This window comes from Flavobacterium sp., assembly GCF_024710485.1.
In the GTDB taxonomy this organism is placed as follows: domain Bacteria; phylum Bacteroidota; class Bacteroidia; order Flavobacteriales; family Flavobacteriaceae; genus Flavobacterium.
In genome coordinates this window covers 50,786-76,742 of sequence record NZ_JANJUQ010000019.1, presented here as the reverse complement: position 1 = coordinate 76,742, position 25,957 = coordinate 50,786, and the positions used below count along the sequence as shown (strand labels likewise).

Annotated in this window: 26 protein-coding genes; 17 read left to right on the top strand and 9 right to left on the bottom strand. The window is 37.5% G+C overall.

The genetic code is table 11. The annotated features are described in order from the left end of the window. Positions 1–61: 61 nt before the first annotated feature. Positions 62–223 (bottom strand): hypothetical protein, encoded by a 162-nt coding sequence (locus tag Q0M21_RS04555; protein WP_295335127.1) that lies wholly within the window; start codon positions 221–223, stop codon positions 62–64. Positions 224–559: 336 nt separating this feature from the next. Between Q0M21_RS04555 and Q0M21_RS04550 the strand changes: the two genes are divergently transcribed. The 6 genes from Q0M21_RS04550 (at position 560) to Q0M21_RS04525 (ending at position 5,816) form a co-directional block, all read left to right on the top strand. Continuing rightward, positions 560–1,396, top strand: coding sequence for a hypothetical protein (locus Q0M21_RS04550; RefSeq protein ID WP_295335125.1), 837 nt, complete (start codon positions 560–562; stop codon positions 1,394–1,396). A 526-nt stretch (positions 1,397–1,922) separates the two neighbouring features. Then, entirely contained in the window at positions 1,923–2,972 is a 1,050-nt protein-coding gene (locus tag Q0M21_RS04545) for an endonuclease (RefSeq protein ID WP_295335123.1), read from the top strand. 204 nt (positions 2,973–3,176) lie between these two features. Then, on the top strand, positions 3,177–3,923 hold the full coding sequence (locus tag Q0M21_RS04540; protein WP_295335121.1) for a LytTR family transcriptional regulator DNA-binding domain-containing protein: 747 nt from the start codon (positions 3,177–3,179) through the stop codon (positions 3,921–3,923). A gap of 112 nt (positions 3,924–4,035) precedes the next feature. Beyond that, on the top strand, positions 4,036–4,914 hold the full coding sequence (locus Q0M21_RS04535; protein WP_295335118.1) for a viperin family antiviral radical SAM protein: 879 nt from the start codon (positions 4,036–4,038) through the stop codon (positions 4,912–4,914). A 51-nt stretch (positions 4,915–4,965) separates the two neighbouring features. After that, a complete protein-coding gene (locus Q0M21_RS04530; protein WP_295335116.1) occupies positions 4,966–5,109 on the top strand; it encodes a hypothetical protein in 144 nt (47 codons plus the stop codon). A gap of 20 nt (positions 5,110–5,129) precedes the next feature. After that, on the top strand, positions 5,130–5,816 hold the full coding sequence (locus Q0M21_RS04525) for a hypothetical protein (RefSeq protein ID WP_295335114.1): 687 nt from the start codon (positions 5,130–5,132) through the stop codon (positions 5,814–5,816). 76 nt (positions 5,817–5,892) lie between these two features. Here the strand turns inward: Q0M21_RS04525 and Q0M21_RS04520 are convergent, their stop codons facing one another. The 4 genes from Q0M21_RS04520 to Q0M21_RS04505 are packed head-to-tail and all read right to left on the bottom strand — an operon-like array spanning position 5,893 to position 11,894. Continuing rightward, positions 5,893–7,335 (bottom strand): efflux transporter outer membrane subunit, encoded by a 1,443-nt coding sequence (locus tag Q0M21_RS04520; RefSeq protein WP_295335112.1) that lies wholly within the window; start codon positions 7,333–7,335, stop codon positions 5,893–5,895. Next, positions 7,319–10,438 carry an efflux RND transporter permease subunit gene (locus Q0M21_RS04515; RefSeq protein WP_295335110.1) on the bottom strand — a complete coding sequence of 1,040 codons (3,120 nt, stop codon included), beginning with the start codon at positions 10,436–10,438 and terminating at the stop codon, positions 7,319–7,321. Before Q0M21_RS04515 ends, Q0M21_RS04520 begins: the two co-directional genes overlap by 17 nt. A 5-nt stretch (positions 10,439–10,443) precedes the next feature. Then, entirely contained in the window at positions 10,444–11,541 is a 1,098-nt protein-coding gene (locus Q0M21_RS04510) for an efflux RND transporter periplasmic adaptor subunit (RefSeq protein WP_295335108.1), read from the bottom strand. A 53-nt stretch (positions 11,542–11,594) separates the two neighbouring features. After that, positions 11,595–11,894, bottom strand: a complete 300-nt coding sequence (locus tag Q0M21_RS04505; RefSeq protein ID WP_295335106.1) for a hypothetical protein — start codon at positions 11,892–11,894, stop codon at positions 11,595–11,597. 154 nt (positions 11,895–12,048) lie between these two features. Here Q0M21_RS04505 and Q0M21_RS04500 point away from each other — a divergent pair, with 154 nt between their 5' ends. Continuing rightward, the gene (locus Q0M21_RS04500) at positions 12,049–12,612 is read left to right on the top strand and encodes a hypothetical protein (RefSeq protein ID WP_295335104.1); all 564 of its coding nucleotides are present in this window, start codon (positions 12,049–12,051) and stop codon (positions 12,610–12,612) included. 284 nt (positions 12,613–12,896) lie between these two features. After that, a complete protein-coding gene (locus tag Q0M21_RS04495) occupies positions 12,897–13,514 on the top strand; it encodes a WG repeat-containing protein (protein ID WP_295335103.1) in 618 nt (205 codons plus the stop codon). Positions 13,515–13,986: 472 nt separating this feature from the next. Here the strand turns inward: Q0M21_RS04495 and Q0M21_RS04490 are convergent, their stop codons facing one another. Beyond that, positions 13,987–16,461 (bottom strand): cation-translocating P-type ATPase, encoded by a 2,475-nt coding sequence (locus Q0M21_RS04490; protein WP_295335101.1) that lies wholly within the window; start codon positions 16,459–16,461, stop codon positions 13,987–13,989. A 612-nt stretch (positions 16,462–17,073) separates the two neighbouring features. Here Q0M21_RS04490 and Q0M21_RS04485 point away from each other — a divergent pair. From Q0M21_RS04485 to uraH, 9 genes are all read left to right on the top strand, one after another. Next, on the top strand, positions 17,074–17,619 hold the full coding sequence (locus Q0M21_RS04485) for an inorganic diphosphatase (RefSeq protein WP_295335099.1): 546 nt from the start codon (positions 17,074–17,076) through the stop codon (positions 17,617–17,619). A 250-nt stretch (positions 17,620–17,869) separates the two neighbouring features. Then, complete coding sequence (locus Q0M21_RS04480; RefSeq protein WP_295335096.1) at positions 17,870–18,454, top strand: cytochrome b/b6 domain-containing protein; 585 nt, start codon at positions 17,870–17,872, stop codon at positions 18,452–18,454. Positions 18,455–18,521: 67 nt separating this feature from the next. Next, entirely contained in the window at positions 18,522–19,151 is a 630-nt protein-coding gene (locus Q0M21_RS04475; RefSeq protein ID WP_295335094.1) for a T9SS type A sorting domain-containing protein, read from the top strand. 143 nt (positions 19,152–19,294) lie between these two features. Further along, a complete protein-coding gene (locus Q0M21_RS04470; protein ID WP_295335092.1) occupies positions 19,295–19,939 on the top strand; it encodes a hypothetical protein in 645 nt (214 codons plus the stop codon). Between the two features lie 120 nt (positions 19,940–20,059). Further along, positions 20,060–21,211 (top strand): hypothetical protein, encoded by a 1,152-nt coding sequence (locus tag Q0M21_RS04465; protein ID WP_295335090.1) that lies wholly within the window; start codon positions 20,060–20,062, stop codon positions 21,209–21,211. Positions 21,212–21,215: 4 nt separating this feature from the next. After that, entirely contained in the window at positions 21,216–22,334 is a 1,119-nt protein-coding gene (locus tag Q0M21_RS04460; protein WP_295335088.1) for a hypothetical protein, read from the top strand. 104 nt (positions 22,335–22,438) lie between these two features. Continuing rightward, a complete protein-coding gene (locus Q0M21_RS04455; RefSeq protein ID WP_295335086.1) occupies positions 22,439–23,008 on the top strand; it encodes a Crp/Fnr family transcriptional regulator in 570 nt (189 codons plus the stop codon). A 62-nt stretch (positions 23,009–23,070) separates the two neighbouring features. Continuing rightward, entirely contained in the window at positions 23,071–23,583 is a 513-nt protein-coding gene (locus tag Q0M21_RS04450; RefSeq protein ID WP_295335084.1) for a heme-binding protein, read from the top strand. Between the two features lie 15 nt (positions 23,584–23,598). Continuing rightward, complete coding sequence (gene uraH, locus Q0M21_RS04445) at positions 23,599–24,006, top strand: hydroxyisourate hydrolase (protein ID WP_295335082.1); 408 nt, start codon at positions 23,599–23,601, stop codon at positions 24,004–24,006. 52 nt (positions 24,007–24,058) lie between these two features. Here the strand turns inward: uraH and Q0M21_RS04440 are convergent, their stop codons facing one another. From Q0M21_RS04440 to Q0M21_RS04430, 3 genes are read right to left on the bottom strand one after another with little or no spacing between them, the layout of a single operon-like run. After that, the gene (locus Q0M21_RS04440) at positions 24,059–24,448 is read right to left on the bottom strand and encodes a response regulator (RefSeq protein ID WP_295335080.1); all 390 of its coding nucleotides are present in this window, start codon (positions 24,446–24,448) and stop codon (positions 24,059–24,061) included. Between the two features lie 4 nt (positions 24,449–24,452). After that, entirely contained in the window at positions 24,453–25,457 is a 1,005-nt protein-coding gene (locus tag Q0M21_RS04435; RefSeq protein WP_295335078.1) for a response regulator, read from the bottom strand. Between the two features lie 59 nt (positions 25,458–25,516). Further along, positions 25,517–25,954, bottom strand: a complete 438-nt coding sequence (locus Q0M21_RS04430; protein WP_295335076.1) for a response regulator — start codon at positions 25,952–25,954, stop codon at positions 25,517–25,519. Positions 25,955–25,957: the final 3 nt, after the last annotated feature.

The following is a 25,957-nucleotide window of genomic DNA, read 5'->3' as shown; positions in this document are numbered from 1 at the left end:
GAGTATCATTCCCCGAAATTATCAATTTAATTCAGATGTTTAGAACTTCTGCAAAAAAAAATTAAGGTTTTGGCGGTGGAGGAGGAGTTAATCCACTGGTTTGTCCACCGGTATCATTTGCATTGATTTCAGTTGCATTTTGGTCTGTAATCGGGTCAGTAGTACATGATGTCACAGCAAATGATGACAACATAAAAAGAGAGAATATGAATAACTTTTTCATGATTTAAAAATTTAAAAATTGGACATAGGTGTGGCTGTTCGGGTACTGCCCGAAGCTGTTGCAAAGACAAAAGCCATTGCGAAATCGTAGTATTTGGAATACTGTTTTGGGAAGTGAAGTGCGCTGCTACAGTACCGTCTGTTTATACTTCCCGAATAAATTTTCGGAACTGCATAGCGTCACTTTGTAAGAACTAGTTTTGTACATTTGTTCTTATCGCGAAATAGAACAAGAACTAATTCTAAGGCAAAGGAATGGGGTTTTTGTTGCAGTGTTTATAAGGAATTCCGGTATTTCCGGTATTTCCTGATGTTTCCTGAAAAATCCTGACCCAATATGAAACAAGATGACTTTGAAGATTACAAAAAGGCTGTAAAGCAATATTATGAAAAGGAAAAGGAAGGCAACTTTTCTAGTTTTTTATTGCAACCCAGTAGGGCTAATTTGAGAAAGTTATGTGTCGAGCGTTTTAAAGAAAATACCAATTCGGATGACTTGAATACTTTCGCAATTTTTATGGGATTTGAGTTTAAACCGGAACACAGAAACAGGCTTAAAGAAAGTACCGATCGATTTAGAACCATTGAAAATTTTTTAAAAGGAACTACTGATAGTAACGATCTCGAAACTATAAATTTGACCGCTATTTTAGTTGATTTTCCATCCAGACCTTTTTTAAAATTTGTAAAGCATCAAAACGGTCAAAAATATGTTCCAACTGATTTTAAATTAGGAGAGGAAGTAAATAAGCATGAGACAATACAACCAAAACAGATAGAAAAGCGGGCTAGTAAAAGAAATAAATTGATTTTAGGGCTATTGGGTTTTATAGCCTTGTTTTCAATAGGGTATACCGCGAAGAGTTTAGTGCTGCCTCATAAAGAATGTATGCAATGGCAGGAGGATAGGTATGTTGAAGTAGATTGTCAAAGTGAAACGTCTAATTTGTATTCGTCATCCTCTGTAATTCCTTATGACGATAACATCTCAAAGTTGAAAAAATTGACAGTAACGGACACCACAACTTTTTTTAATGGCGATAAAGCGATAATCTGGTACAGTAAAGTAAATGGTTATCCTGAGTTTTTCAATGGTCCGGGATTTCATCCTGCAACCGGTAAAGGCCTGAGACCTGTGACGGATTATATTATAGATAAGTATGTAAAAAAGTAGATTCTTATTCTGCTGATTTCCGCATTCGTTTAATAGTTCAAAACATGAAACAAAATAATGTTTCATATGTTTTGTTTTTAAAAACAATTCCCAAGAAAGTTATAATTATTTTATTCTTGCATTATATCGTTTTTAATCTCCAAAAAACCTCTTTTTGGCGAGATTGATTTTTAAAAAAACAACTCTTATTAAAAAAACAAGGTTTATTGAAAACACAATCATTATTAAAAACATCGCAACAAAAATTTAAATTCTGCTATTAATTTTCGTGTGTTTACATTGTATATTTGGTTGTGTTAAAACCTGAGTGACCTATAGTTTTACCCAAGAAAATGCTTGCACTGTCAACTCTTGTAAATACTGATATTCTATAAAGGGTTCACAAACCTCTATTTCGTTGAAAAAAAACTTCAAGGAAACTTGAAGGTTTTTTTATTCCTCACAGTGCAATTAATGTTTTCTCTCTTAAATTTTATCCCACATCAAGAAGCATTTCATTACTTTTACATTTCTAATGGTTACTCTCATGAAAAGATTGTTGCTACTGCTATTGCTTCTTCCGTACCTCAGTCCGGCACAAATACCCGAATACTATTCCTCCATTGATTTTACCCAAACCGGAAACAACCTAAAGAACCAATTAACAACTTTAATCACTAATACTCATACAACTTTTTTACCCTATACAGCATCAGGAACTATAGATACTTGGGACGCCTTATCGCTTACAGATTTAAACCCAAACAATACTAATAATGTCCTGTTAATATATGGTTGGAATGACTCCGATACCGATCTGACAAACGATTATTCTCGTGATAAAAACTTATCCTGTCACAACTCTTCTTGCAGTGGCTTGTGGTCAAGAGAACATGTGTTTCCCCGTTCATTGGGCACTCCGAATTTAGGCTTTGAATTCGCAGGTTCTGATGCTCACAACCTTAGGGCAATAGATGCATATAGAAACGAGACAAGAAGTAATCTTATGTACGAGGCAGCACCAAGCAATGTTATGTCCTATGTAACGCCATACGGCAATTGGTACCCCGGTGATGAGTGGCGTGGCGATGTAGCACGAATAATAATGTATATGTATGTTCGTTATACAACACAATGTGCACCCAATGTTGTTGGAGCAGGGATTAATACCTATTCTACAGATATGCCGGACGTGTTTTTGCTTTGGAACAGTCAAGATCCGGTATCGCAATATGAAATCAACCGAAACAATATTCTAAATGACTTACAAGGGAACCGAAATCCTTTTATAGATAATCCTTATTTGGCTACCATTATTTGGAATGGTCCGCAAGCGACAAATACCTGGGAAGAACTTTCTATTAATAACAATACGTTTTCAAACCTTGTTTTATACCCTACAGTTACACAAGGCATAATTCACCTCTCAAGTAACAATCCCAATTACACTTACCAAGTATATAATACCGTTGGTCAATTGGTAAAGTCTAGTAACACTTCTGAAACCATAGACATTTCAAACAATCCAAAAGGAGTATACTTTATCAAGGTTCAAGCTGACGACCTCAGTAAAACCTATAAGATTATCTTGAATTAGTAGTCGGCTATTGTATTAATCGTTCAAGAAACTGCGTTTTAAGAAGGTTTTAAATGTTTTAATTTAATCAACAGCTTTCTAATTCATCATGGGATTAGATAAGGAGAGATTTCTTTTTTTTATTCAGATAGTATTATCTTAGACGTTTTAATTGGAGATAAAACAGTAAATTGGTTTTAAAATTAATACGCTTTATTTAATAGCATGAAAATCGCCCTTTTAGACGACAACCTCGAACAATTAGAAAAAAATCAAAAGTTTTTGCAGACTCTGCCTGTAGAAATTGTGACGGCGTCAACCACGGCTAAAGGATTTTTACAAGAAGTGAGAGCCTCTAAACCTGATGTATTGGTATTGGATTTGAATTTAGGTGATTCGTACATGACCGGAATGGAGGTGGCTTTTGAGTTAAAATTGCCGGTACTCTTTGCCAGTAGTAACACTCCCGAATATGTTAGGGATATGGAACGTTTGAAGCGTGAGGAACTGTTGTGTGTAGATCATATTACCAAGCCTTTTACGGAAATTGAGTTTCAAAAGACTTTTGCCCGTTTTTTGCAAGAGATAAAGTTCTTTGGGAATCAAAATCATGTAATGCTTGATTTAGGGCAGCAGAAACGCTCCAAAATAGCTGTTGATTCGATAGTGTTTTTAGCCGCTGACAAGGCCAGTGGTGCCGAATCGAACAACAAACAAATTTATTTTAACAACAGAAAATCGGAGATTTTAATTGATTTTTCTTTTACTAAAATGGAAGAGAAAGGTTTGTTGAAATCTCATTTTATTACCATTCACAAATCGTTTAGGGTGAATGTTAATCATATTAAACACTACAATAAAAAAGAAGAGCATGTTGAGGTAGATGTATATCATGCATCCGGTAAAACCGAAACTAAAAGGTTGCCGGTTTCTGAAAATTACCAGTCGGTTTTAAAATCGTTGATTAAATAACCGCTCTTATTGCTCAAAATACCGCTTTTGTTCTTACCAATTAGCTGATATGATTCCGGATTATATCAGCTTTTTTTTTCTCTTGACTTTTGGTTTGTAATTTAAAAATCAAATGATACCAACAGTCAATTTTCACTTATGGGAACCGTGTAACATGCGTTGCCACTTTTGTTTCGCCACTTTTCAGGACGTTAAACAAACTATTTTACCAAAAGGGCACCTGCCCAAAGAACAAGCTATTGCAGTAGTTGTTGCTCTTGCCCAATCCGGTTTTAAAAAAATCACTTTTGCCGGTGGAGAACCCACTCTTTGTCCGTGGCTTTTTGATTTACTAGTTACGGCTAAAAAGGCCGGAATGACGACCATGATTGTGACTAACGGTACCAATCTTACTGATGCTTTTCTCGAAATTAACAAACCGTACTTGGATTGGATAACGTTGAGTATTGACAGTTTGAATACTGCAACTAATATAAAAACCGGACGAGCTAAATCGGGTAAAAAAGCGATTGAATCCACAGCATATTATGAGCTTGTTGACAAGATTAAGGCTTATGGTTATCGATTAAAAATCAATACTGTAGTAAGCGCTGAAAATAGCCGTGAAATACTGATTGATTTTATTGAATACGCGCAACCAAGTCGTTGGAAAATCTTTCAGGTATTGCCTATAGTCGGACAAAATGATATAAAAGTTGATGCGTTTCTGATTTCATCAGACGACTTTAATCAATTTCTCGAGAATAACCGCACTAAGACGGATAACAAAATAGTGTCGGTCCCTGAGACAAATTCTCAAATGAAGGGCAGTTATGTTATGGTTGACCCGGCGGGTAGATTTTTTAATAACGCAACAGGAAAGCATTATTACAGTCATCCTATTCTTGAAGTCGGTTGTAAAAATGCTTTGGAACAAATGTCGTATGATGCCTTAAAATTTGAAGAACGTGGTGGTTTTTATGATTGGGAGACCAACCCAAAAGTAGCATAAAACGCGGAAGCCGAAAAGCGAACAGAGTAGGTAAATTAAAACTAACAAAAAATGAGTAAATCAAAATCAAATTTGGGAGCCAACAAAGGAAGCAGCTCCAAACCAAGTAGTGCTTCAAGTCCAAAATCTAATCCTAATTATCCCAGTACAACGGGTAACAAGTCAGGTAAGGGAAGAGGCAATACACCTAAGTAATTATTAATTCATCAACCTCAATGGTTTTTGCTGTTGAGATTATAAAAAACTACATTATGAACAAACTTAATATTAAAGCTTTCCGTGTTGAAGGCAAAAGCAAAGAAGCAATTATTAACCTTGTTTCTCAATTTCCCTTCTATGCAGCTGACAAAGAGGTGAATTGCAATAAAAGAAAACGTTGGGTTATAAATCCGGAACAATTATCGGGTGAGCATATCTCCAAACTATTTATCCATGATGAAATGATAGTTGGGTTTGAATTTAGCGACTCTTTTGGTAAAGACTTGCAATTGCATTTTATAACGCGGGAATTGCAATTGGTGGAGGTTTATGAATTTCCGCTTTTAGCAAGTCATAAAACAATACCTTTTATGAAGAAAATAATTAACAAAGAACCTTTGCAGTTTCATTGGAAAAATACCATTCAATTGCACCATAAGTTCGCTCATCCTTTTTTTAGAAATGTGTTGGGATTTAGAAACACTGATTTTTTGATTCGTCCGGAAGATGTAGGATTGACTTTTCCGTATCAACATCCTGAATTTCTCAAGGTTAAGGAACCCGTGTTATTGATTGAAAACTTGTATTTCAAAGGAAGCGATTTGATTGCGTACAAAGTATTTAATCCGATAGCCTATGAATATAAAATGGTTTGGTCTATGGCATTTTATGAGTATTTAAAGAATTTAAAAACAATACATTAAACCGTAATATTTTTAGAATGCATTCAAATACGATAGATTACACGAGTAATAAAAAAGGAGCCTCGGGCTCCTTTTCTTATTCTACCATCCCACCAAGGGCTTTAAACAACAATATGTTATTTCTTGTGTTTTCTTCTTTAAAACGCAAGAAGTCTAAATCGGCTTGGATTTTGTTTTTCCGGGCGTTGATTAATTCAAGGTAATTGGCGTATCCTGTAGCATACAAATCGTTGGATACTTCCACCGCTTTGGTCAAGTGGTTTACTTCTTCACGTTTTAATTGCATCACGCGTTCGTAGATTTCGATTTGTTTGAGCACCGCTTGCAATTCGTTAAAGGCTGTAGTTATTGTTTTTTGGTAATTTAAAAATGCAATTTCCTGTTCCCCATTGGCTATGGCAAACTCTTGTTTTAGTTGTCCTTTATTGAATACAGGCAGTATCAATCCGCCGAGTAATTGTGACGCTAACGACCCGGGCTTGAACAAGGTTTCCGAAGAAAAGGCATTGTAGCCCATGAAGCCATCGATTTGTAATCTTGGATAAAAGGCTGCCTTTGCTGCTTTTGCATCGGCTCTGGAGGCTTCTAACTCGTAATAGTAAGCCATGACATCGGGTCTGGAATTGATAATTTCAGTCGCCGGGATATTTGTATTTAAGATATCGAAGTTGCTGTTTAACAACTCTTTTCCTCTTACGATGTCGCCTTCATAATTGCCGATAAGGGTGCGAAGCGCTTTTTCCACCTCAATAATGTCCACTTTTAAGTGTTCCACTTCGGCTTCGATGTTTTTGTTTTGCGCTTTTAGTTGTTGCACGGCCAACTCGGTCGCTTTTCCTACGGTACGTTGAGCGGCAATAATTTCGTAGGCGCGCAATTGTAAGCGGTAATTTTCTTGATAAATGATTAAGTTGTTGTCTAACTTTACCAATTCGTAATACAACATCGCAATGTTGGTAAACAGCTCTATTTTTAAGAGTTTCACACCTTCGTTAGACGCTAAAAAGCGTTTTTGAGCGGCTATGGATTGGTTTTTCAATCGGCCCCACACGTCGGCTTCCCAACTGCTACGGGCGCCTATCCAATAGTTGGGGGTGAAGCTACGGTTTATTTTTTGGTCTTGGGTAATGTTCTGCGACAGATTCGTGTCGAAGTTCCCCACACCTTCCATGGTATAATCTCCGTAACGAGTACCCGATGCAATAGCGCCTAGTTCCAGTGAAGGTAAGCGGTTTCTTTTGGCACGTTTCAGGATGCTATTGGCCATTTCTACTCGTTGTTGGGCAATCAGATAGTCGGGGTTGGCGGCAACGGCTTGGTCAAACAGCGCTAACAAATGCGGATCGTTGAAATAGGTGCGCAATTGCAGTTTTTGGAATTCCGTTTTATTTTCAGTCGTTACGTTGTTGATTTCCGGGATCGGTTTGGCTTGTTTTAAGTCGGCCACTCTCGGCGTAACGCAAGATACCGCCAGCAATGCCAAAAGCGGCAATACCGTATATTTAGTTATTCGTTTCATTTGATTTTTTGTTTTCTAATTTGGCAAAAAAGATATATAGTCCCGGAATGATGACCAATCCGAAAACCGTACCGATTAACATACCTCCGGCAGCGGCATATCCGATGGATTGGTTACCTACGGCACCCGCACCTGAAGCCAAACACAGCGGAATCAATCCGGCAATGAAGGCAAACGATGTCATTAAGATAGGACGTAAACGCTGTTTGGCTCCTTCGATAGCTGCGGGGATAATCTCAAATCCTTCTTTGTTTCGGGCGATAGCAAATTCTACAATCAGAATGGCATTCTTGGCGAGCAATCCGATGAGCATTACTAAGGCTACTTGGGCGTAAATGTTGTTGGCTAAGCCTACCAAAACGAGGGTAATGTACGAACCGAAAATTCCCGTTGGTAAACTCAATAATACCGGCATTGGTAACAAGAAACTCTCGTATTGTGCGGCTAATAACAAGTAGACGAACAGCAAACACACTAGGAAAATAATGGTGGTTTGATTCCCCGAAAGGATTTCTTCCCGCGTCATACCCGACCATTCTATGTCGAAACCACGAGGAAGGGTTTCCTGTGCTACGCGTTCTACTGCTGCAATGGCGTCTCCCGAACTGTAGCCTTCTGCAGGCTCGCCGTTAATCATGGCCGACATGTACATGTTATAACGCGTCAGTACTTCCGGACCATAGACACGCTCTATGCGGATGAAGGTAGAAAAGGGCACCATTTCGCCGTTCTCGCTCTTGGCGTATAAGTTTAAGATGCTTTCCGGCGTATCGCGGTGTTCCGGACTCGCTTGTACCATTACTTTGTACATCTGACTAAAGCGTATGAAGTTAGTGGCATAATACGACCCTAACATCGTTTGCAATGTCGACATTGCATTGTCTACCGAAACCCCTTTCTTCGCCGCTAAATCGTAATCGATATGGATGAGGTATTGCGGGAAGGTCGCATCAAAACTGGTAAAGTTGTTTTGAAGTTCGGGTGCTTTGTTCAGTTTATCGATAAACGCTTTGGTGATTTTATCGGTGTTTTCGATTTTACCGCCGGTACGGTCTAACAAACGCAATTCGTAACCACTCGTATTTCCGAATCCGGGTACTGTAGGCGGTGCAAACACTTCGATTTGGGCATCAGCAATTTCATTGGTTTTCTCGGTTAATTCGGCTATTAAATCGTCTACCGATTTTGAACGCTCCGACCAGTCGCTCATGTTAATCATCGCCATACCGTAGGACGAACCGGCAATTTCGGTCACGATACTGTAACCCGCCAGCGTGGTTACGTTTTCTACGCCTTCGATTTTTTGTGCCATAGCGGTGATTTCATCCAATACTTTTTCGGTACGCTCTACGGTCGCACCTTGTGGCGTGGTTACACTCACGTATACCATTCCTTGGTCTTCCATTGGGATGAATCCGGTAGGTAATATTCTCGTGGTTAAGAACGTTAGTACGATAAACGCAAATAAAATACCGAAAGTCACTATAGTTTTGGTGGCGAATTTCGATAGGATGCCGGTGTAGCCATTGGTTAACTTCTCAAATCCGTTATTGAATTTACGAAAGAAATTGTCTAAAGCTCCTTTCTTTTTGTGATGATTGTGAGGCTTTAAGATAATGGCACATAAAGCAGGTGTTAAGGTTAAGGCATTAATACCCGAGATGACAATACTAATCGCCAAGGTTAAAGAAAACTGACGGTAGAATACGCCCACAGGTCCACTCAGGAACGCTACCGGAATAAACACGGCCGACATTACAATGGTAATGGCGACTACTGCTCCTGCAATCTCTTTAGTCGCTTCGATGGTGGCTTGAAGGGGAGGGGTACCGTCTTCCATTTTAACATGGACGGCTTCTACCACTACGATGGCATTATCCACCACAATCCCAATGGCTAATACTAAAGCGAATAAGGTTAATAAGTTGATGGAGAAGCCTAACATTTGCATGAAGGCAAACGTACCTACCAAAGCCACAGGTACAGCCAGTACCGGAATGATGGTCGATCGCCAATCCTGGAGGAACAAAAACACTACCAATCCAACCAGAATAAAGGCTTCAAGTAAGGTCATTAAAACTGCACTGATGGAAGCATCTAAGAAACGCGATACATCGTACGCCAAGCTGTAATCCATACCCGGAGGGAAAGAAGTTCCTTTGAGTTCCGCCATTTTGGCTTTTACCTTTTCGATTACTTCCGAAGCATTTGAACCCGGACGTTGTTTCATCATGATGGAGGCCGATGGCTTACCGTTGGTTTTAGAAACCATTCCGTAGTTCATGGCGCCAAATTCTACTTTTGCAATGTCTTTTAAGCGCAGTATGGTTCCTTTTGCATCGGATTTGATGGCAATATCTTCATATTGTTTTGGGTTGAAGAATTTACCGGTGTACTTGATAACGTATTGTAATTGGCTAGACGTTTTGCCCGATGTTTCTCCAACCTTTCCGGGCGCTGCCGAGATGTTTTGTTTTTGGAGGGCTTGGATTACCTCGTCTGCCGAGACGTTGTACGAATGCATGCGTTGTGGATCCAACCAAACACGCATAGAATATTCTTTTTGGCCCATGATTTCAGCACGGCCTACACCATCGATACGCTTTAATTCTTGAAGAATGTTGATATCGGTAAAGTTATAGATGAACTGCTCGTCTTGACTTTCTTCGGTACTGGTGATGTTTAAGTACATCAACATACTGTTTACCTCTTTTTCGGTGGTCACTCCCGCGCGAATTACTTCTTCGGGAAGCTCGTCTAAGATGGTAGTTACCCTGTTTTGCACGTTTACGGCTGCCAAATCGGGATCAGTTCCGACTTCAAAAAAGACTTGGATAAGGGTCAATCCGTCGTTGGACGTTACGGTTGACATGTAAGTCATGCCCGGAACTCCGTTGATGGCACGCTCTAAGGGTAAGGCTACCGCATTGGCAGATACTTCGGCATTGGCACCCGTATATTTAGCAGTTACTGTTACGGATGGTGGTACAATATCCGGGAATTGCGTAATCGGCATTTGGAATACCGCCATCAATCCCAATAACACGAAAAAGATAGAGATCACCAACGAAAGTACCTTTCGTTTTATAAACATTTCTACCATGATGATTAGCGTATTTTGGAGGTTGATTTTACTTTGATAACATCGCCATCACGCAACGATTGAGTGCCTTCTAGCACAATAACATCCCCTAGTTTTAAACCAGAAGTTACAATGTAGGATTCGCGTAGGGTAGAGCCGATTTGAATGTTGGTCATTTTTACTTTTTGGTCTTGACCTACCACAAAGACATAGGTTTTATCTTGGATGGAGAAGGTGGCTTTTTGCGGAATGATAATCGCATTTTCTTCTCTTTCAGAAATGACCAGCTTACCGGAAGTACCGTGTTTGATAAGACGGTCCGGGTTGGGAAACATTACTTTGTAGCGGATAGAACCCGTAGCCGGATCGATTTCACCTTCGGCTGTTTTTAATGTCCCTCTAAAATCGTAGTGTTCTTGGTTGGGCAAAATTAACTCGATTTTTTGGTGCTTGCCTATTTTTTCCTCTGCAATCAACTCGAAATACAAATTCTCCGGAATGGAGAAGTAGGCATATACTTCGTTTAGTTGTGATAGGGTGGTTAATAAGGCGCCGTTTTCGACCAAACTTCCCTCTTTTAAAGGAATCACGTCGATTACTCCATCAAAAGGGGCAACAATGTTGGTAAAGGATATTTTTTGTTGCACGGCTCTTAATTCGGCATCTACATAGGCACGTTTCGCTTTGGCAGACGCTAATTTTGCTTTCGCCATATCCAACTCGTTACTTGCCACGAAATCTTTGGCAAACAAAGCTTTGAGCTGATTTACTTCAATTTCAGCGATGCGAATATCGGCATCGGCTTGTTGTAAACTGGCCATGACTTTGTTTAGTTCCATGCGCAGTTCGGCATCGTTCGTTTTGAACAAACGCTGTCCTTTTTTTACAAATTGTCCTTCGTTGACGAAAATTTGTTCGATAATCCCTGCAGCTCTTGAGCGGATTTCGATGTTCTTTTTGGCTTGAATATCCGCTACAAAGCTGTTTTGGATTAAGGTGTCTTTGTGTTTTATGGTAATGACAGGAACGTTTTTCCCCTGTTTTTCTTTTTTATTTGAGTTGTCGCTACACGACGCGGTTAGTCCCAGCACTATAAGTGCTACAACCTGGTATATCTTTTTCATGTGATAAGAGTTAGTAAAATTTTAAAAAATAAACGCCTTAAAAAGGTTATTTTCTAAAACAATTGCAGCAGGTGCAAGTAGGATTTACGCTTACACGTAAAAGAGAATGATGGTTGCGGTTTTTGCTCATTTCCAACTAGGAATCTTTTTATTGGAATAGCGGTTGAAAGACTCTCGTTTTTAACGACACCTTTGAAGAAGTAGTATTCTTTAACATCGCCACGGGCCACTGCAGAGACATCTTCAAATTTGTCCAATACATTTTTAAAGGAATGATCGGAGCAATCCAAAAGAAGGGATGCAGTAATTAAAAAAGCCAATAATAGGACAAACCTTGACCTTAAAGTTTTCATTAGGGGCGTGCAATTTTGTGGCAAATCTAGTCCGAAGGATTATGTTTCACAACAATACTTAGAAAATTTTAACAGATGTTATTTGTTTTTGAATTGGCGGGCGACCGCTGAAAAAAATCCTTATATTTGAGCAACCCTGTAAATCTACTTTCCCTTGAACAAACTCAAAATAAACTTTTTAGGTACCGGCATAGAAATCAAACGGATTCTATTGCCTGAGGACGTTTTGGAGCAATGGAAAGGGATTTTAAAATCTAAAAGAACAATTACCGAAGCGTTGTTGGATCCTTTCTTTTTTTACGAGTTAAAGGATAAAAAATACATCAGCTTGGAAGATTTACCCGCGGAGCAATGTAACGGTATCATCAACTTGCCTAGAAGCCAGATTGAATTTTGGTTGAATAGGAGAAAAGTGTTTAAAATGAATACGCATGAACTTTTTAACGAGAATTTGTTGTTCCCGCTTTTCAACATTGAACGAATCCCAACATTTACAGAAGCCAAAGGTATTTATGTCTTGCAACACGAAATAGGTACGGTTGGTAATTATGAATTGACTATTGACAAAGAAAAGCTCAATATTGATGATTTTACTTTTGAAATTGGCTCCTGCATACAGTCGACTTTTATCAAAAGTATCAAGTTCCAAAACCAAGATTTCGAGTTGGTGAAAAAGGATACAATGATTACCTATCAGACTGGTTTTGAGGTTTACTGATTGAAAAACAACTTTTCTTCAATCAGGATCCAAAACGCCAAGTACTCTTGGACCGAAAATAGTGATGGAACCGAAGAGCATTGTTATGAATTCAAAAAATAGATTTGTTTGAAGCACCGGCTTTGAGAGTTCAGCTGGCTGCAAAACGTTAATCGACGCGCTTTTATTTTTAGGTTTTCAATTTGTTTTAAGAAAATATTTTATCTTATCGGTAATAAGCGGTTTGACGGTTTCGCATAAAGCACTAGCCCGAAACGTTTGTTGTAATACCAAAAACTTGAGAGATGAGACTTTTATATTTAATTGTATCTATACTTTTTTTTAACTGCTTGTATGCGCAAACCAAATTCAAGGTTAGACAGGATGAAACTGAAACATGGAGAAGTATTTATTCTCTAATCGATGAAAAAGGGAAACAGCTTCGGGTATTGGATTCGTCCAAATACACAATGTCTTTTACCATTGATCATTATGGTTATTTTGCTGTTTTTGGAAAGAAAGGATTTTCCGGATGGGTTGCGATTGATGCCAATGAAAATATACTTTTCGAAGTGTACAATACCAGTCACGGTGAACCAAGTCCTGATTATTTAATTGAAAACAAAATCCGGATAATTGATGCCAATGCAAAAATTGGTTTCGCGAATGAAAAAGGCGAAGTAGTCATCAAACCGCAGTTTGAAATTGTTACATCGTTTCATAATGGGAAAGCAATTATTGGGGAGAAATGCAGAAAAGTTCCTTGGAATGCTCACGCAAATGAAGGTGATTGTCAACATTTCTCAATTGTTTGTGAGCGCTACGGCTACATCAATGACAAAGGCGAAATTTTAAAAATTGGAAATTACTCTTTCGAATATATAATGAATGAAATAGGTTGGAAGCCACACGTTCCCTACTAAAGTACTACAGTCAATTGAGGCAACAAGCATTGCAGGGTTTTATGTTCTTTAGAAAATACTCAGTCCGTTAAAATTCTCTTTTGCTTTGATTTTTCCAGTAAATTGACTTAAAAAAGCGTGTAGTGGCCAAACTTTGTGATAAATATTGCAATGAGGATGAAAAGTGAAATTAAATAAAAAGAAATGAAATTTTCAAGTATACTACAAACTAGTGGCGTAATAATTGGAGTTACAAGCACGGTCTTATTTCTTGTTACAAACGCAATAGAAAATGAATTCCTGTCAAAATTCAACAGTTTATCCAAAGCAATGATGATGTTGGGATTATTGTTTTATCTGACAGGGTTTTATTTTAAGAAAATAACAAAGAATTAGAGCCTATCACAACTTATGTTGTCTTTTATGGGTGTTTTTTATCCTATTACTTTGAGGATTACTAAAAAATCTCTCAAATGCTTTACCAATTAAATTCCTATTTATTTTTTACAACTTGCCTAAAGTATTTTGCCAATTCCAATAACAGCAACATAATTACGGCTCCTACTACTGAAGGAATAAAGTGTGCGAACCCCGGAAACTCAAAGGCAAAAATGTCTTTAAAAAACGGAATGGTGATGGTTAACAGTAATATGACAAAAGCGATTGTTGAAATGACGATTACCGCTATGTTTTTTTCCAATAACACTGAAACAAAATTTCGGGTATCTGATAGCGAGGAGAGGATTAAAAACACATTGCCAATGATTAAAGAAGAAAAAGCAATCGCTCTAATTTCGCCATCGGTGTGGCCTTCCTGAATGGAAATGGCGTAAACGTCTATCACCATGACCAATAACAATACTCCTTTAAACAAGCTGAACAATATTTTCGACCAACCAAAGAAGAGTTCATCTGACTTTCGTGGCGGTCGGTTCATGATTTTCTTTTCCTCTTGTTCTGATTCAAAAGCCACGGCACAAACCGGATCGATAATCAATTCCAGAAAAACAATATGAAGCGGCATAAGTAATATCGGCAACCACGAGAAAAAGGCCGGCATTAAAACCAAGCCGATAATAGGAATGTGGATGGCAATGATGTAGGACATCGCTTTTTGCAAATTGTCGAATATTCTTCGGCCCGAACGGATGGCATGAATGATGGACGTAAAATTATCATCTAACAAAACCAAAGCTGAGGCTTCGCGCGCTACATCGGTTCCCTTTAAGCCCATGGCTACCCCAATGTCAGCAGCTTTCAAGGCCGGAGCGTCGTTGACTCCGTCACCGGTCATGGCTACAATTTCACCATTGGCTTTGAGTGCTTTGACGATTTGTAATTTTTGTTCCGGAACTATGCGGGCAAAAATGTTGGTGTGCTTGATTTTTTGTTTCAATTCGTCCTCACTCATGTTTTGCAAATCGGTTCCGGTTAGGACATTTTCGTCATGCTTTAACCCGATTTGATTCGCAATACTTTTAGCCGTCGCGGGATAATCTCCGGTAATCATAATTACGTTGATTCCGGCCTCGTAACATTCTTTTAAAGCTTGAGGAACTTCGGGTCTGATAGGATCTTCAAAAGCCACAAAACCGGCGAAAGTAAAGTTGAAACCGCTTTGTTGTTCCGGAAGTGAATGGTTAGGGTTACTAGTAGCTGCAGCCAAGACTCTAAACCCTTTTTCGGCCAATTCCAATACTGTTTTAGTGTGAGTTTTGATTTCGGCTTCAGACAATTTACACAACTGATAAATGGCTTCAGGTGCGCCTTTGCAATATGCGGTTAGGGAATTGTCAACTCCTGATTGGAATACACGGGTCATGGCGAATAACTCTTTGCTCAACGGATATTCCTTAACCGGTTTTAAATGGGTTTGGGTTGCGTTTCCTTTTTCGTATTCGGTAGCAATTGCCTTTTCCATCGGGTCAATGGAATTATTAGCCGAGGCAAAGTGCAAGGCTTTTAGCAATTCGTTGGTATCCTTATTGTTGGTGTCGAATTCGCTTCGGAAATAAGTCGTATTGTTCACAAATAGGGCTGTCACTTCCATTTTATTTTGCGTGATGGTTCCGGTTTTGTCGCTACACAACACGGTGGCAGAGCCTAGTGTTTCAATGGCAGAAGTCTTGCGGGTCAACACTTTGTTTTTAGACAAACGCCAAGCGCCTAAGGCTAAGAAAATGGTGAGTACTACCGGAAATTCTTCGGGCAAAAGTGCCATTGCTGTGGCTAATCCGTTTAATAATGCTTTTAAAATATCACCTCTGGTGAAATAGAAAGCCGCTACAACTCCGGAACTGATGATGGCGCCTCCGATGAACAGATTGCGAATGAGTTTTTTCATTTCGCGTTGCAGGCGAGTGCTGTCCTCTTCGATGGCTTGTAGGGATGTACCGATTTTGCCAAATTGCGTTTTTATTCCGGTATGCAACACTTTGGCTAATCCTTTTCCTTGCACTACTAAGGTGCCGCTGTAGGCTTTGTTTTCGGTATTTTCATTTTTCAGCACCGGAACTGACTCACCGGTAAGTAATGATTCATCGATGGTAAGATGATTGCTTTCAAAAATAGCTACATCTGCCGGTACCCGGTCGCCTTCGTTTAAAATAATTACATCCTCGGGCACGACTTCTCTTCCTGAGATTCGGGTTTCTATGCCGTCACGAATAACCAATGCTCTCGGAGCGGAAAGTTGTCTTAAAGCTTCCAAAGATTTCTCCGTTTTTCTGTGCTGATAGAACGTAATGAAGATGATGACGAATACCCAACACAATAAAATGATTCCTTCGGTATAATCGCCCAAAACCAAATAGACTAAACCACAACCCAAGAGTAAGATGAACATAGGTTCTTTGATGACTTCCAAAGCAATTTGCCAAACGCTTTTGGGTTTTGCAGAGGGTAATTCGTTGTAACCGAAAGTTTTTAATTGCTCCGCCGCTTTGGCACTGGTTAATCCGTTTTTCATAGGTAAGGAAAGACTATAATGGAAAGGCGTTTTCAAATTATCGGTGTTATGCCGGTTGATTCAAATGTAGTCATAATTTTTGAACCGGTTTAATTGGAATCATGTTCCGGCTGTAGTTTAATTGTTGAAAAAGGTTTATTTGATTGTTAGTGAAATAGTAAGAATTAAAATATAAATCCAATAATGCTTCTGAAGATTATTTAAAGTATGGTGCCCGATTGTTTTTCTCGCAATCTTATAATGGTAATATAATTGTTTTTATCGAATTTACTACATTGAAGAGTGGGGTATCGGAAATGGAAATTTTTCATATTGAAGAGACTTCACCTGAGAAAATTAGAAGAATATATAAAAAATAGGCTAGCGAATTTTTTAGAAGAAATTACTAAGAGGGAACAATCTTCAAGTTCAAGTAATCCCATAGGATATAAATAAAAACTGCTGATAAACAGCCGTAACCGCTTTAGTCGGAATTTCGGGGTTTCAAGACTATTTTTCACTTAAAAACTTTACCTTTGTCGACTGTTAGCTGTTGGACAGCTTGGCTATAGCTTGATAGCTGTAAAAACGTTAGAACAACCTTATCTGAAAAAAGATTCAATACAAAATAGTATGAAAAATAAATTTAATCCATGGCATGACGTTTCACCAGGAGACAATTTACCTGAAATTGTTAATGGCATAATTGAAATCCCGAAAGGAACAAGAGCAAAATATGAACTTGACAAAGAGAGCGGCCTTTTACTTCTTGACAGAGTACTTTACTCTTCTGTTTACTATCCGGCTAACTATGGATTTATTCCGCAGACTTATTGTGATGACAAAGATCCGCTGGACATTCTTATTTTATCGCAAATTGACGTAGTTCCGATGTGTATTGTTCCCGCTAAAGTAATAGGGGTAATGCGAATGCTTGACAACGGAGAAGCAGACGACAAAATAATTGCTGTGGCTGCAGGTGACCCGAGTGTGAGTCACATCAATGACATTTCAGAACTTCCCTCTCATTTTATTTCGGAGATGAGAAGTTTTTTTGAAGATTATAAAAAACTGGAGAAAAAAACAGTTGTTGTTGAAGATTTTTTAGATAGGGAAACTGCCATTAAAATTCTGAAAGAAAGTTTTACTATGTATAAAGAAAATATGCTAAAATTTTAAATTCGGTACCAACAGAATATAAGCAAATTGAAGGCTATGTCTGGTTTGCCGGGAACCGATATCAATAAAATGACAAATACTAAGATTGGTTATCGGCTACAGCTTGATTTTCTTAAATTCAACTCTATTTTTCGCGTAAAAACTTTACCTTAGCGTTATGTAAGCAGTTCGCCGGTATCCGATATTCGGTAAGCAGCGAAACGTTAAACTTTGTATTGTCATTGATAGTAAAAATATAATAGACTGAATTATGGAACATAAAAGCTACTCCGGAATTTACCGAATCATGCATTGGGCGATTGCCATCAACATGTTGCTATTGCTCGTTACCATCTTTTTAAGATTGACTTGGATGAATAAGGACAATGTAGCTGACATCATTCAAAACTACTTGGCCACAAAAGACCAAACCTTATCACGAGATGAGCTTATTGTTCTAGCCAAACAAATCAGAAAGCCCATGTGGGATTGGCATATCTATCTTGGTTATGTTTTAACCGGATTGTTTTTCTTAAGGCTGATGCTTCCATTTTTTGGATCGATGAAGTTTTCTAATCCTTTCAACAACCAATTGTCAACCAAGGTTAAGTTTCAATATTGGGTTTATTTGGTTTTTTATTTTTGTTTTGCCATATCTTTAATTACCGGTTTGATCATTAAATTTGGTCCGAAAGACATGAAGGATTTCATGGAGGAAATACATGAGTTGTCGCTTTATTACCTCATTCCATTTATTCTTATTCACTTAGCCGGTGTCTTTTATGCTGAATTCACGTCTCAACAAGGACTCATCTCAAAAATTATCAGCGGCAAAAAGAGTCCGAAAGAGCAGTAAGATGCTATACGCCTGTTATCTTCAAAAAAACAAAACGGAAAGTGACATTTGTTAATTTTAAAATATCATGAAAAAACTATTAATCATTATAGTCACTTTTGGTTCGATTTTATTTTCATACAGCCAGAACATTTTGATTACGCAATTAAACGCTACTGCTGTGGTTGGAGGCGTTAATGTAAATGTTAAAGCTATATCAGGAACAGGTTCGGGTTATTTAAGTAACACTTATACTGTGACAGGAAATGTAATCGATTTGACTGTTTGTTATTGGTTCGACAATACGTTGCCAATTCTGAATTTTGACAACAATTTTCTAATTCCACTAACAACAGCAGGCGAGTATACTGTGAATGTTACCATAATGCTCTCCACGTCGCAAACAGCGTGTGATTATTTTGCAACAACAGATAACAAAACCACTACCGTATCCTATTTGACAAACCAAAATTTTGAAAATAACAAAGGGGATTACTTTTTGTATCCAAATCCAACCAAAGGAATACTTGAATACAACGGAAGTCCTTTACCAATAGATCAAATAGATATTTTTGACCAAACCGGTAGGTTAGTTAATCACATCAAAGAAGTAGCCACAAATACCTTGAATTTAGAGGCATTAAATGAAGGGATTTATTTTGTAAGAATTCAAACAGCAACCGGAAACTTAAACCAGAAAATAGTTATAAAAAGATAACTGTTGTAAGTTCTGAACTGTTACAGTCTGATATTCTTACCTCAATCCATTTGACGAAAAACTATTATCTTAGCCTAAATACTCAATTCGCTGCATTCGTTATCATAGGTTTTCGAAGAGGCGTGAGCACCAACACCTAAAATATGACTGGCATTAAACCGCTGTTACTAAGTATTATTTTTTTGACCTTCAGCAAGTATGCTTCTGTAGTTTTTGATTATGAAGCCAAGTATTTGGTAGATAAAAAAACAACGTTGTGGAGTATTTCAACAAAGTATCCCGAAATTATATTTGTTGATAACATCCAAATGAAAAGGAATTTTCTTTACTACAAGGGTAAAATAGCCAATATCGAGTCAAACAAGGCGGTAATTGAATATCAGAATCTCGAGTTTCGTGATGATAAAGGCAAATCAAGAACGAAAATTGAAATTACCAAAGCAGATAAAATGGCGGTAATTGAGGGCTTCAAATGTTCAAAATATCATATTGATTCGAATGGACGAAAGTTTGAGGTTTATATCACTAAAAAAGGGAGAATCAACAACACGGATTACATCAATAGTCTGGTTGGTAATGAAAATGGAAAAGCGATTTCAGCCGGTTTAGTTGTGAGAGTAAATATTTATAATTCTACACAAAAACAATTTAATCCTTTTATGATTTTACAAGAAATAGCAAAAGCCGATAAGAAAGTTGAGGTCGATTTTGGCAAGTTGAATTTGATGCTTGAAAAATCAGCAATGAATAGACAAGATACTAATCATGTAATTGAAGAAAACAAATGATACTAAGCGAGCGTTATTGCGCTTTTATGATTGTTTTAAATCAGTTAAGTGAGGTAAAATCAGTAAGAATTCCAACCTTTTCCCAAAAAAAATGACTCTTAATTGTATAAAGAAATTGTTATGAAAAAAATATTGCTACTATTTCTATTACTCTCGTATAGCTGTTTTGGGCAAAAACAGGTTCATTATCCCGGATTTAACTCGGCCACAAACAACCATGAGATTACCGATTTCCAAGGCAGTTGGAAAATAAACCAACTAATCGTAAATGATAAGATAGACGAGTACATTCTTTATCCTCAAAACATCGGTGAAAATCGTTTTAATTATGGCAATAACATCTCCATAAACCCAGACGGAACCTTTAGAAGTGCTTATTCCGCTCCCTGTGGAAATGATTGTTTTACCAGTTCTACGGGGAAATATAAAATGATTGACAAAAATTACATTTGTTTCTACTTGGAGAAAGTGACTCAAAGTGGCAATTGCTCCGGGAATTCAACACCGAATATAGATTTAGGATTGTATCGGATTTATCAGGAAGAAAGCAAAATAGTACTTCAAAGAAGCAACGGCGACCCACAACAAGACCAAAAAAATCTTCAGTACATCGACATGCTGACCGCAAAGTACAATGAATTTTCGACTTGCTTTAACCTGCAATCATTTCTTAAATGGTCTACTACAAAACAGTTTACAGAAGCCAGTGAGATTGCAGCGTTTTGTATGGCTCAGAACCAAATCGAGGATTATGAAGTTTTGTATGACAGGAGTTTTCAAAGGACTAATTTGATTTTACTGAAAATTGAAAATAAATTCCGCTACGTTTTATACGAAGGTGAAATACGGTATGGGATTAGAGTCGCCTTGTTAGACGATGATTTTTTTGAAAATGCAGACAGCTTGGTTCTCAAAATTGACCAAGACAAATTACTGAAGCCCACAACCATCAAAGATGATTACGATTACTGGAGAAATCCATTGTCTAAAAACACCCTTATCGTTTACAAGAAAAAGGACCAAATTCAAAAAATCATTTACAACATCTACAATCGCGAAAACAAATACTTCAAAGAAACTTTTTATTTCAAAGATAATCAGCCCAACATCATTAAAATTGAACCTCCAACGGGAGAGCACTTTTCTTATTATGTTTTTGATTGGAAAAACATGAGCGGTGCGGTGATGAAGCCAACGGTTCAAAATTGGAGTTTTTCCGGAGTAATGCAATACTATCACCAATTCATGAAACTGGTTGAAAAAATAAAGTAACCGAATGAAAAAACTATTGTATCAGGCCGTTTTATTAATCTCAACTTTCTGTTCGGGACAAATTAATGACCCTACGCCTAATTTTGATTTAGAAAATTCCTTTCAAAATACTGAAAATCCGGGAGATAGATGGTTTTTTTCGAAAAAGCCTTTCAAACAAATCACCAAACGCGGTGATGGCAATCCGACCGTTGATAAATTTGATTCGATAGGGAGACACATTGAGAGAACTGTTTATTGGAATGATTTTACCATAAGTACGATTACTAAATACAAAGGAGATAAGATAGTTGAGTTTACCAGAAAAAAAACGTATAAGCATACTCAGAGCGGAAATACCAAGCTACCCGATGAAATAACATCTACCAAATTGACTCTTGACAGTAAGGGAAACATCTTAAAAGGAATCTCCTATAAATTAGAAAAAGACAGCACCTTAAGGGTAACCGGAAATCAGTATTATGACAAAAAAAACAGATTGGTTTCTACTACAGATGTTACCGGAGCTTACGTCAACCATTTTTACTATTCCGGTGAGAATTTAGTTCGAAATGAACAAATTAGTCAAGCAGATACAAAGACAAAAGTAGTTATTGAGAGGATTTATAAGTACAACAAGGATAACCAAATTGTTTTTTCAGAATCTACTAAAAGCATCTTTGAAAACAATGTGTTGAAAGAGAAAAAATCATATAAATGGGTTGAGCTAGAGTATAAAAACAGACTGTTGATAAAAAAGGTTTTAAAAGACAATAATGAAACCATTGAAAGGAGTTATGCCTACGATAAAGACAAAAATTTAATTACTTTCATTGAAATTAAAAAGAACAATTCCGATGGTATGGTAACCTCTCAAACCAAACGCACTAAAAAATATGAAAACAATCTCTTAAAATATTCTGAGATCCAAGAGGGCTTGAGTAGGCAACAGGGTAATTTTAGTTTTACCTACTATTTTCATTCGGAAAATGATTCGTTGGCAAAAACAGAAACAACAGATGAGAAAGGGAATTTGCAAACGGAATACATTTATAATGAGTATGACCATTTGATCAAGACCATTACAACCTATTCAGGAAAATCGAAACAGAGAGAAGTGGTTTATGAGATTGAGTATTATTAAGATACTATGTCAATAACAAAATTTTAAAATTCTAGTGATGTTCTTTTTATGCCCAAAAAGTGAATATGGTTTTTTACTTTTGTTTTTCAAGTAATTCATAACTGATGTATAAAGTCTTATGGCAATTTATTTTAAGCAAAGCACCAATAGATTCTGTAAGATTAGAAGCTATAGTGTCTCGCTTTACTAAAATCCAAACCAAACGCAATCAAATCCTGATTCAATATGATGATGTGGCTGCCTATTACTATTTTGTAAACAAAGGCGCGGTTAGGTTATTTACCATTACTCCGGATGGGCAGGAGTTGTCTCGTTATTTTGCCTTTGAAAACACTTTTGTTACTGCCTTGCCGAGTTTTATAGATCAGCAACCGGCAAAGGAATACTTGCAAACCCTTGAGCCCTCCGAACTGCTTTGCATAAAAAGGGAAGATTTCTACCATTTGGTTCAAACAGAACCTGCATTTAGTCGCATATACACTGAAATCTTAGAATTAGGATTTATAGTCGCTCAGGAGCGTATATACGGCTTTCAAGGGTATGACGCGCTAAGCAAAGTGCGCTGGGTAATTAAAAACCAGCCTAAATTATTACTTAGAGTTTCCAATAAAATTGCCGCTTCATACCTGGGTATGTCACCTTCCACCCTGAGTAGGATAAAGGCAAAACTGTGAAAACGTTGATATAGATCAACGCTTGTTTTCTCTCGAGGCAATATCTTTGCTTCAAAAAACAGATGAAAAAGATACTCTTCTTATTTTTAAGCGGTACTACTTTATTGATGGCACAAATCGGGCATCAGGGGAGTCAATCCAAATCGGCAACTCCCAGTTACTTAACTCCCAGTAGTAGTTTGAATCAGAAAGGTGCGCTGGCCTTATTATTGAGAGCTAATACGTTAGCCGAGGAATCCGATAAAAAAATAGCTGTGGCTGTTCTGGATTCGGCAGGGAATGTTATACTACTAACATCCGGTGATGGAGTAGGGCCGCACAATGTAAAAGCGGCTCAAAGAAAAGCTTTTACAGCTTTATCCACTAAAACTGCTACGCTGCAATTGTCTCGCAATGTGGCTACTAATCCGGATACATCTTATTTGAGTACTGTATCAGAACTGCTTTTATTGGGAGGAGGAGTACCCATTGTAATCAATAATAATTTAGTGGGGAGTATTGGTATAGCCGGTGGCGGCGGTCCGGAACAGGATGATTTATTAGCCAAACAAACCCTTTCAGTATTAAATAATTAAAATAAATATGTTGTTATGAAAAAGATGCTATTATTTCTTCTTTTGGCCTTAATGTCAAAAAATGTAGTTGCTCAAAAAGGCGAATATCAATTGTCCAGTCACATTCTTGATGTGAGTAAAGGGATGCCGGCTAGCGGTGTTACCATTACTTTGGAGAAAATGGATGAAAAAACAAAGTTATGGCACCAAGTAGATCAGAAAGTAACCGACCAAAATGGGAGAATAACGGATTTTTTGAAACACTCAACATCGAACTTAGGTGTTTACAAACTGAGGTATTTTACCAAAGCCTATTTCGAAAAGAATAAGACTCAAAGTTTTTATCCCTTTATCGAAGTTGTTTTTGAAATTTCAGATGATAGTCACTACCATGTTCCCATAACATTGTCTGCTTACGGCTATGCCACTTATCGGGGAAATTAGTGTATAAGAAACAGCTATTGTAAGAGGTCGCCATTTCTTTTTGTGCATAGTGTTATGAATTTCCGTTTAAGATTTTGTCAAATTTACTAACGGCTACCGGTTTAGATAAAAATTCTTTGATAAACAGTATGTTTTGAGCTTTAGTGATATCAATTTGATCTGTAGATGAGGAAATGATGTAAATGTCGATGTTGCTATTGTGGTGGAAGTTAAGTTTTTCAAACTCATGAATGAATTCCCAGCCGTCAAGGACGGGCATATTCAAATCTAAGAGAAGCACAAAACGTTCCTGCTCAGTATATTTTTGCAACAAAGTTTCAAGACCGATTTTGCCATTCAAACAAGGAAAAACCTCAAGTTTGTTATCCAGTTTTTTTAAGGTTTTACTGGTTATTACTTGATAAATAGTATCGTCATCTATGATTAATACTTTGGTAGTCATTTTGTCATTCCTTAAAATTGATTAGCTGACTTTCGTTCACAATTTCGCGAACTATGGTGTCCATTTCATCGGTTGAAACGCGAAGCTGATGGAGCAAGAATGGCATTTCTTTCGAATCATAAGAGAGCATTTCAATGAGGTTTAAAATACCCAATATTCTGGATATGGGTGCTCTTACGATATGCGATTGTGTCCAAGCAATTTTTTTGAGTTTCATGTTTTGCCCTTCGATGGTTTGCAAGTGATTGAGTTTGTCGGTGATGTCGTTAGACAATACAATTCGTGCTTTTCGACCATTGTACTCCATATCACCACTGTATATTTCTACCTTTATGGTATCTCCAGATTTGAGTTGGTGTGTATAGATACCGGCAAACGCTTGCTCTTTTTCCGCTACAGGCTTTGCTAGTTGTTGGTTTAGGGTATCAATCTCGATTTGGGGTCTGATGTCTTTGATGGTCATTTTTAAAAACTCCTCACGGCTGTAGCCGTATTTGCGCACTGCTGCTTCGTTTACATCCAAAAATGTCAGACATTCGGCATCATACAGCCAGAGTGGCTGCGGCGTAAAATTGAATAGATGTTGGTAGATTTCTTTGGATTTGGTTTGTTCGTACACGAATTTTTTTCTTTCCAAAGCATAAACAATTGATTTGTATAAAATTTCGGCATTAATTTCGTCCTTGATCAGAAAATCAGAAACCCCTTTGGCCAAACTTTCTCTGGCCATTTTGATATCACTGTAACCGGTTAATATGATGATGGGCGCATCTTGCGCTAAGTTTTGTACGTTATCTACCAAATGAATTCCCTCTAAGTCGGGCAAGTTAAAATCGAGTAGTATGATGGAATAAGCGGCATTGGATTTGAACTTATCCAGAACCGACTGATAATCGGTACAATGATCAATGGTAGCATTTTCAAATTTTTCGTGCAGATTTTCTTCAATTAATAAGTAATCTCCGGGATTATCTTCAACAACAAGAATATGTATTTTTAAGTTTTCCATAAGGGTATGACAGGATAAAGTTCAGCGTAACCGGATGTATTTCACACTTCCGGTAATATTTATTTAACATTGTTATTGGGTAGTTTGCATAACTGAAGCCAAAACTCCTCAATTTTCAATATGGTTTTTAAAAAATCATCCATTTCTATTGGTTTTGTAACATAACTGTTAGTGTAGTTTTGATAAGCTTTATCAATATCTTTTTGGTTGCTTGAAGTGGTGAGCATGATCACAGGTATGGTTTTCAAAATGTCATCGCTCTTAATTATTTTTAAGACATCATGGCCGCTGAAAATTGGGATGTTTATGTCCATCAATATCAGGTCCGGTGTTTCCGCGGCATTAAATGCGGCTCTTTTGAATAGGAAATCTAAAGCGTCTTGACCGTTTTTGACTACACTGATATTTGTTTTTACCTTGCTTTCTTCAAAAGCCTCCAAGGTTAAGATAATATCCCCTTCATTGTCTTCTACCAATAGTATGTGAACTGCTTTCATATT

Excerpts from the sequence above, each read along its gene's own strand:
- Q0M21_RS04440 (WP_295335080.1), bottom strand. The coding sequence starts at position 24,448 with ATGACTACCAAAGTATTAATCATAGATGACGATACTATTTATCAAGTA.
- Q0M21_RS04475 (WP_295335094.1), top strand. The coding sequence starts at position 18,522 with ATGAAAAAACTATTAATCATTATAGTCACTTTTGGTTCGATTTTATTT.
- Q0M21_RS04455 (WP_295335086.1), top strand. The coding sequence starts at position 22,439 with ATGTATAAAGTCTTATGGCAATTTATTTTAAGCAAAGCACCAATAGAT.
- Q0M21_RS04515 (WP_295335110.1), bottom strand. The coding sequence starts at position 10,438 with ATGGTAGAAATGTTTATAAAACGAAAGGTACTTTCGTTGGTGATCTCT.
- Q0M21_RS04490 (WP_295335101.1), bottom strand. The coding sequence starts at position 16,461 with ATGAAAAACGGATTAACCAGTGCCAAAGCGGCGGAGCAATTAAAAACT.
- Q0M21_RS04550 (WP_295335125.1), top strand. The coding sequence starts at position 560 with ATGAAACAAGATGACTTTGAAGATTACAAAAAGGCTGTAAAGCAATAT.
- Q0M21_RS04430 (WP_295335076.1), bottom strand. The coding sequence starts at position 25,954 with ATGAAAGCAGTTCACATACTATTGGTAGAAGACAATGAAGGGGATATT.
- Q0M21_RS04465 (WP_295335090.1), top strand. The coding sequence starts at position 20,060 with ATGAAAAAAATATTGCTACTATTTCTATTACTCTCGTATAGCTGTTTT.
- Q0M21_RS04505 (WP_295335106.1), bottom strand. The coding sequence starts at position 11,894 with ATGAAAACTTTAAGGTCAAGGTTTGTCCTATTATTGGCTTTTTTAATT.
- Q0M21_RS04555 (WP_295335127.1), bottom strand. The coding sequence starts at position 223 with ATGAAAAAGTTATTCATATTCTCTCTTTTTATGTTGTCATCATTTGCT.
- Q0M21_RS04540 (WP_295335121.1), top strand. The coding sequence starts at position 3,177 with ATGAAAATCGCCCTTTTAGACGACAACCTCGAACAATTAGAAAAAAAT.
- Q0M21_RS04520 (WP_295335112.1), bottom strand. The coding sequence starts at position 7,335 with ATGAAACGAATAACTAAATATACGGTATTGCCGCTTTTGGCATTGCTG.
- Q0M21_RS04510 (WP_295335108.1), bottom strand. The coding sequence starts at position 11,541 with ATGAAAAAGATATACCAGGTTGTAGCACTTATAGTGCTGGGACTAACC.
- Q0M21_RS04485 (WP_295335099.1), top strand. The coding sequence starts at position 17,074 with ATGAAAAATAAATTTAATCCATGGCATGACGTTTCACCAGGAGACAAT.
- Q0M21_RS04460 (WP_295335088.1), top strand. The coding sequence starts at position 21,216 with ATGAAAAAACTATTGTATCAGGCCGTTTTATTAATCTCAACTTTCTGT.
- Q0M21_RS04470 (WP_295335092.1), top strand. The coding sequence starts at position 19,295 with ATGACTGGCATTAAACCGCTGTTACTAAGTATTATTTTTTTGACCTTC.
- uraH (WP_295335082.1), top strand. The coding sequence starts at position 23,599 with ATGAAAAAGATGCTATTATTTCTTCTTTTGGCCTTAATGTCAAAAAAT.
- Q0M21_RS04535 (WP_295335118.1), top strand. The coding sequence starts at position 4,036 with ATGATACCAACAGTCAATTTTCACTTATGGGAACCGTGTAACATGCGT.
- Q0M21_RS04530 (WP_295335116.1), top strand. The coding sequence starts at position 4,966 with ATGAGTAAATCAAAATCAAATTTGGGAGCCAACAAAGGAAGCAGCTCC.
- Q0M21_RS04480 (WP_295335096.1), top strand. The coding sequence starts at position 17,870 with ATGGAACATAAAAGCTACTCCGGAATTTACCGAATCATGCATTGGGCG.
- Q0M21_RS04435 (WP_295335078.1), bottom strand. The coding sequence starts at position 25,457 with ATGGAAAACTTAAAAATACATATTCTTGTTGTTGAAGATAATCCCGGA.
- Q0M21_RS04545 (WP_295335123.1), top strand. The coding sequence starts at position 1,923 with ATGAAAAGATTGTTGCTACTGCTATTGCTTCTTCCGTACCTCAGTCCG.
- Q0M21_RS04495 (WP_295335103.1), top strand. The coding sequence starts at position 12,897 with ATGAGACTTTTATATTTAATTGTATCTATACTTTTTTTTAACTGCTTG.
- Q0M21_RS04525 (WP_295335114.1), top strand. The coding sequence starts at position 5,130 with ATGGTTTTTGCTGTTGAGATTATAAAAAACTACATTATGAACAAACTT.
- Q0M21_RS04450 (WP_295335084.1), top strand. The coding sequence starts at position 23,071 with ATGAAAAAGATACTCTTCTTATTTTTAAGCGGTACTACTTTATTGATG.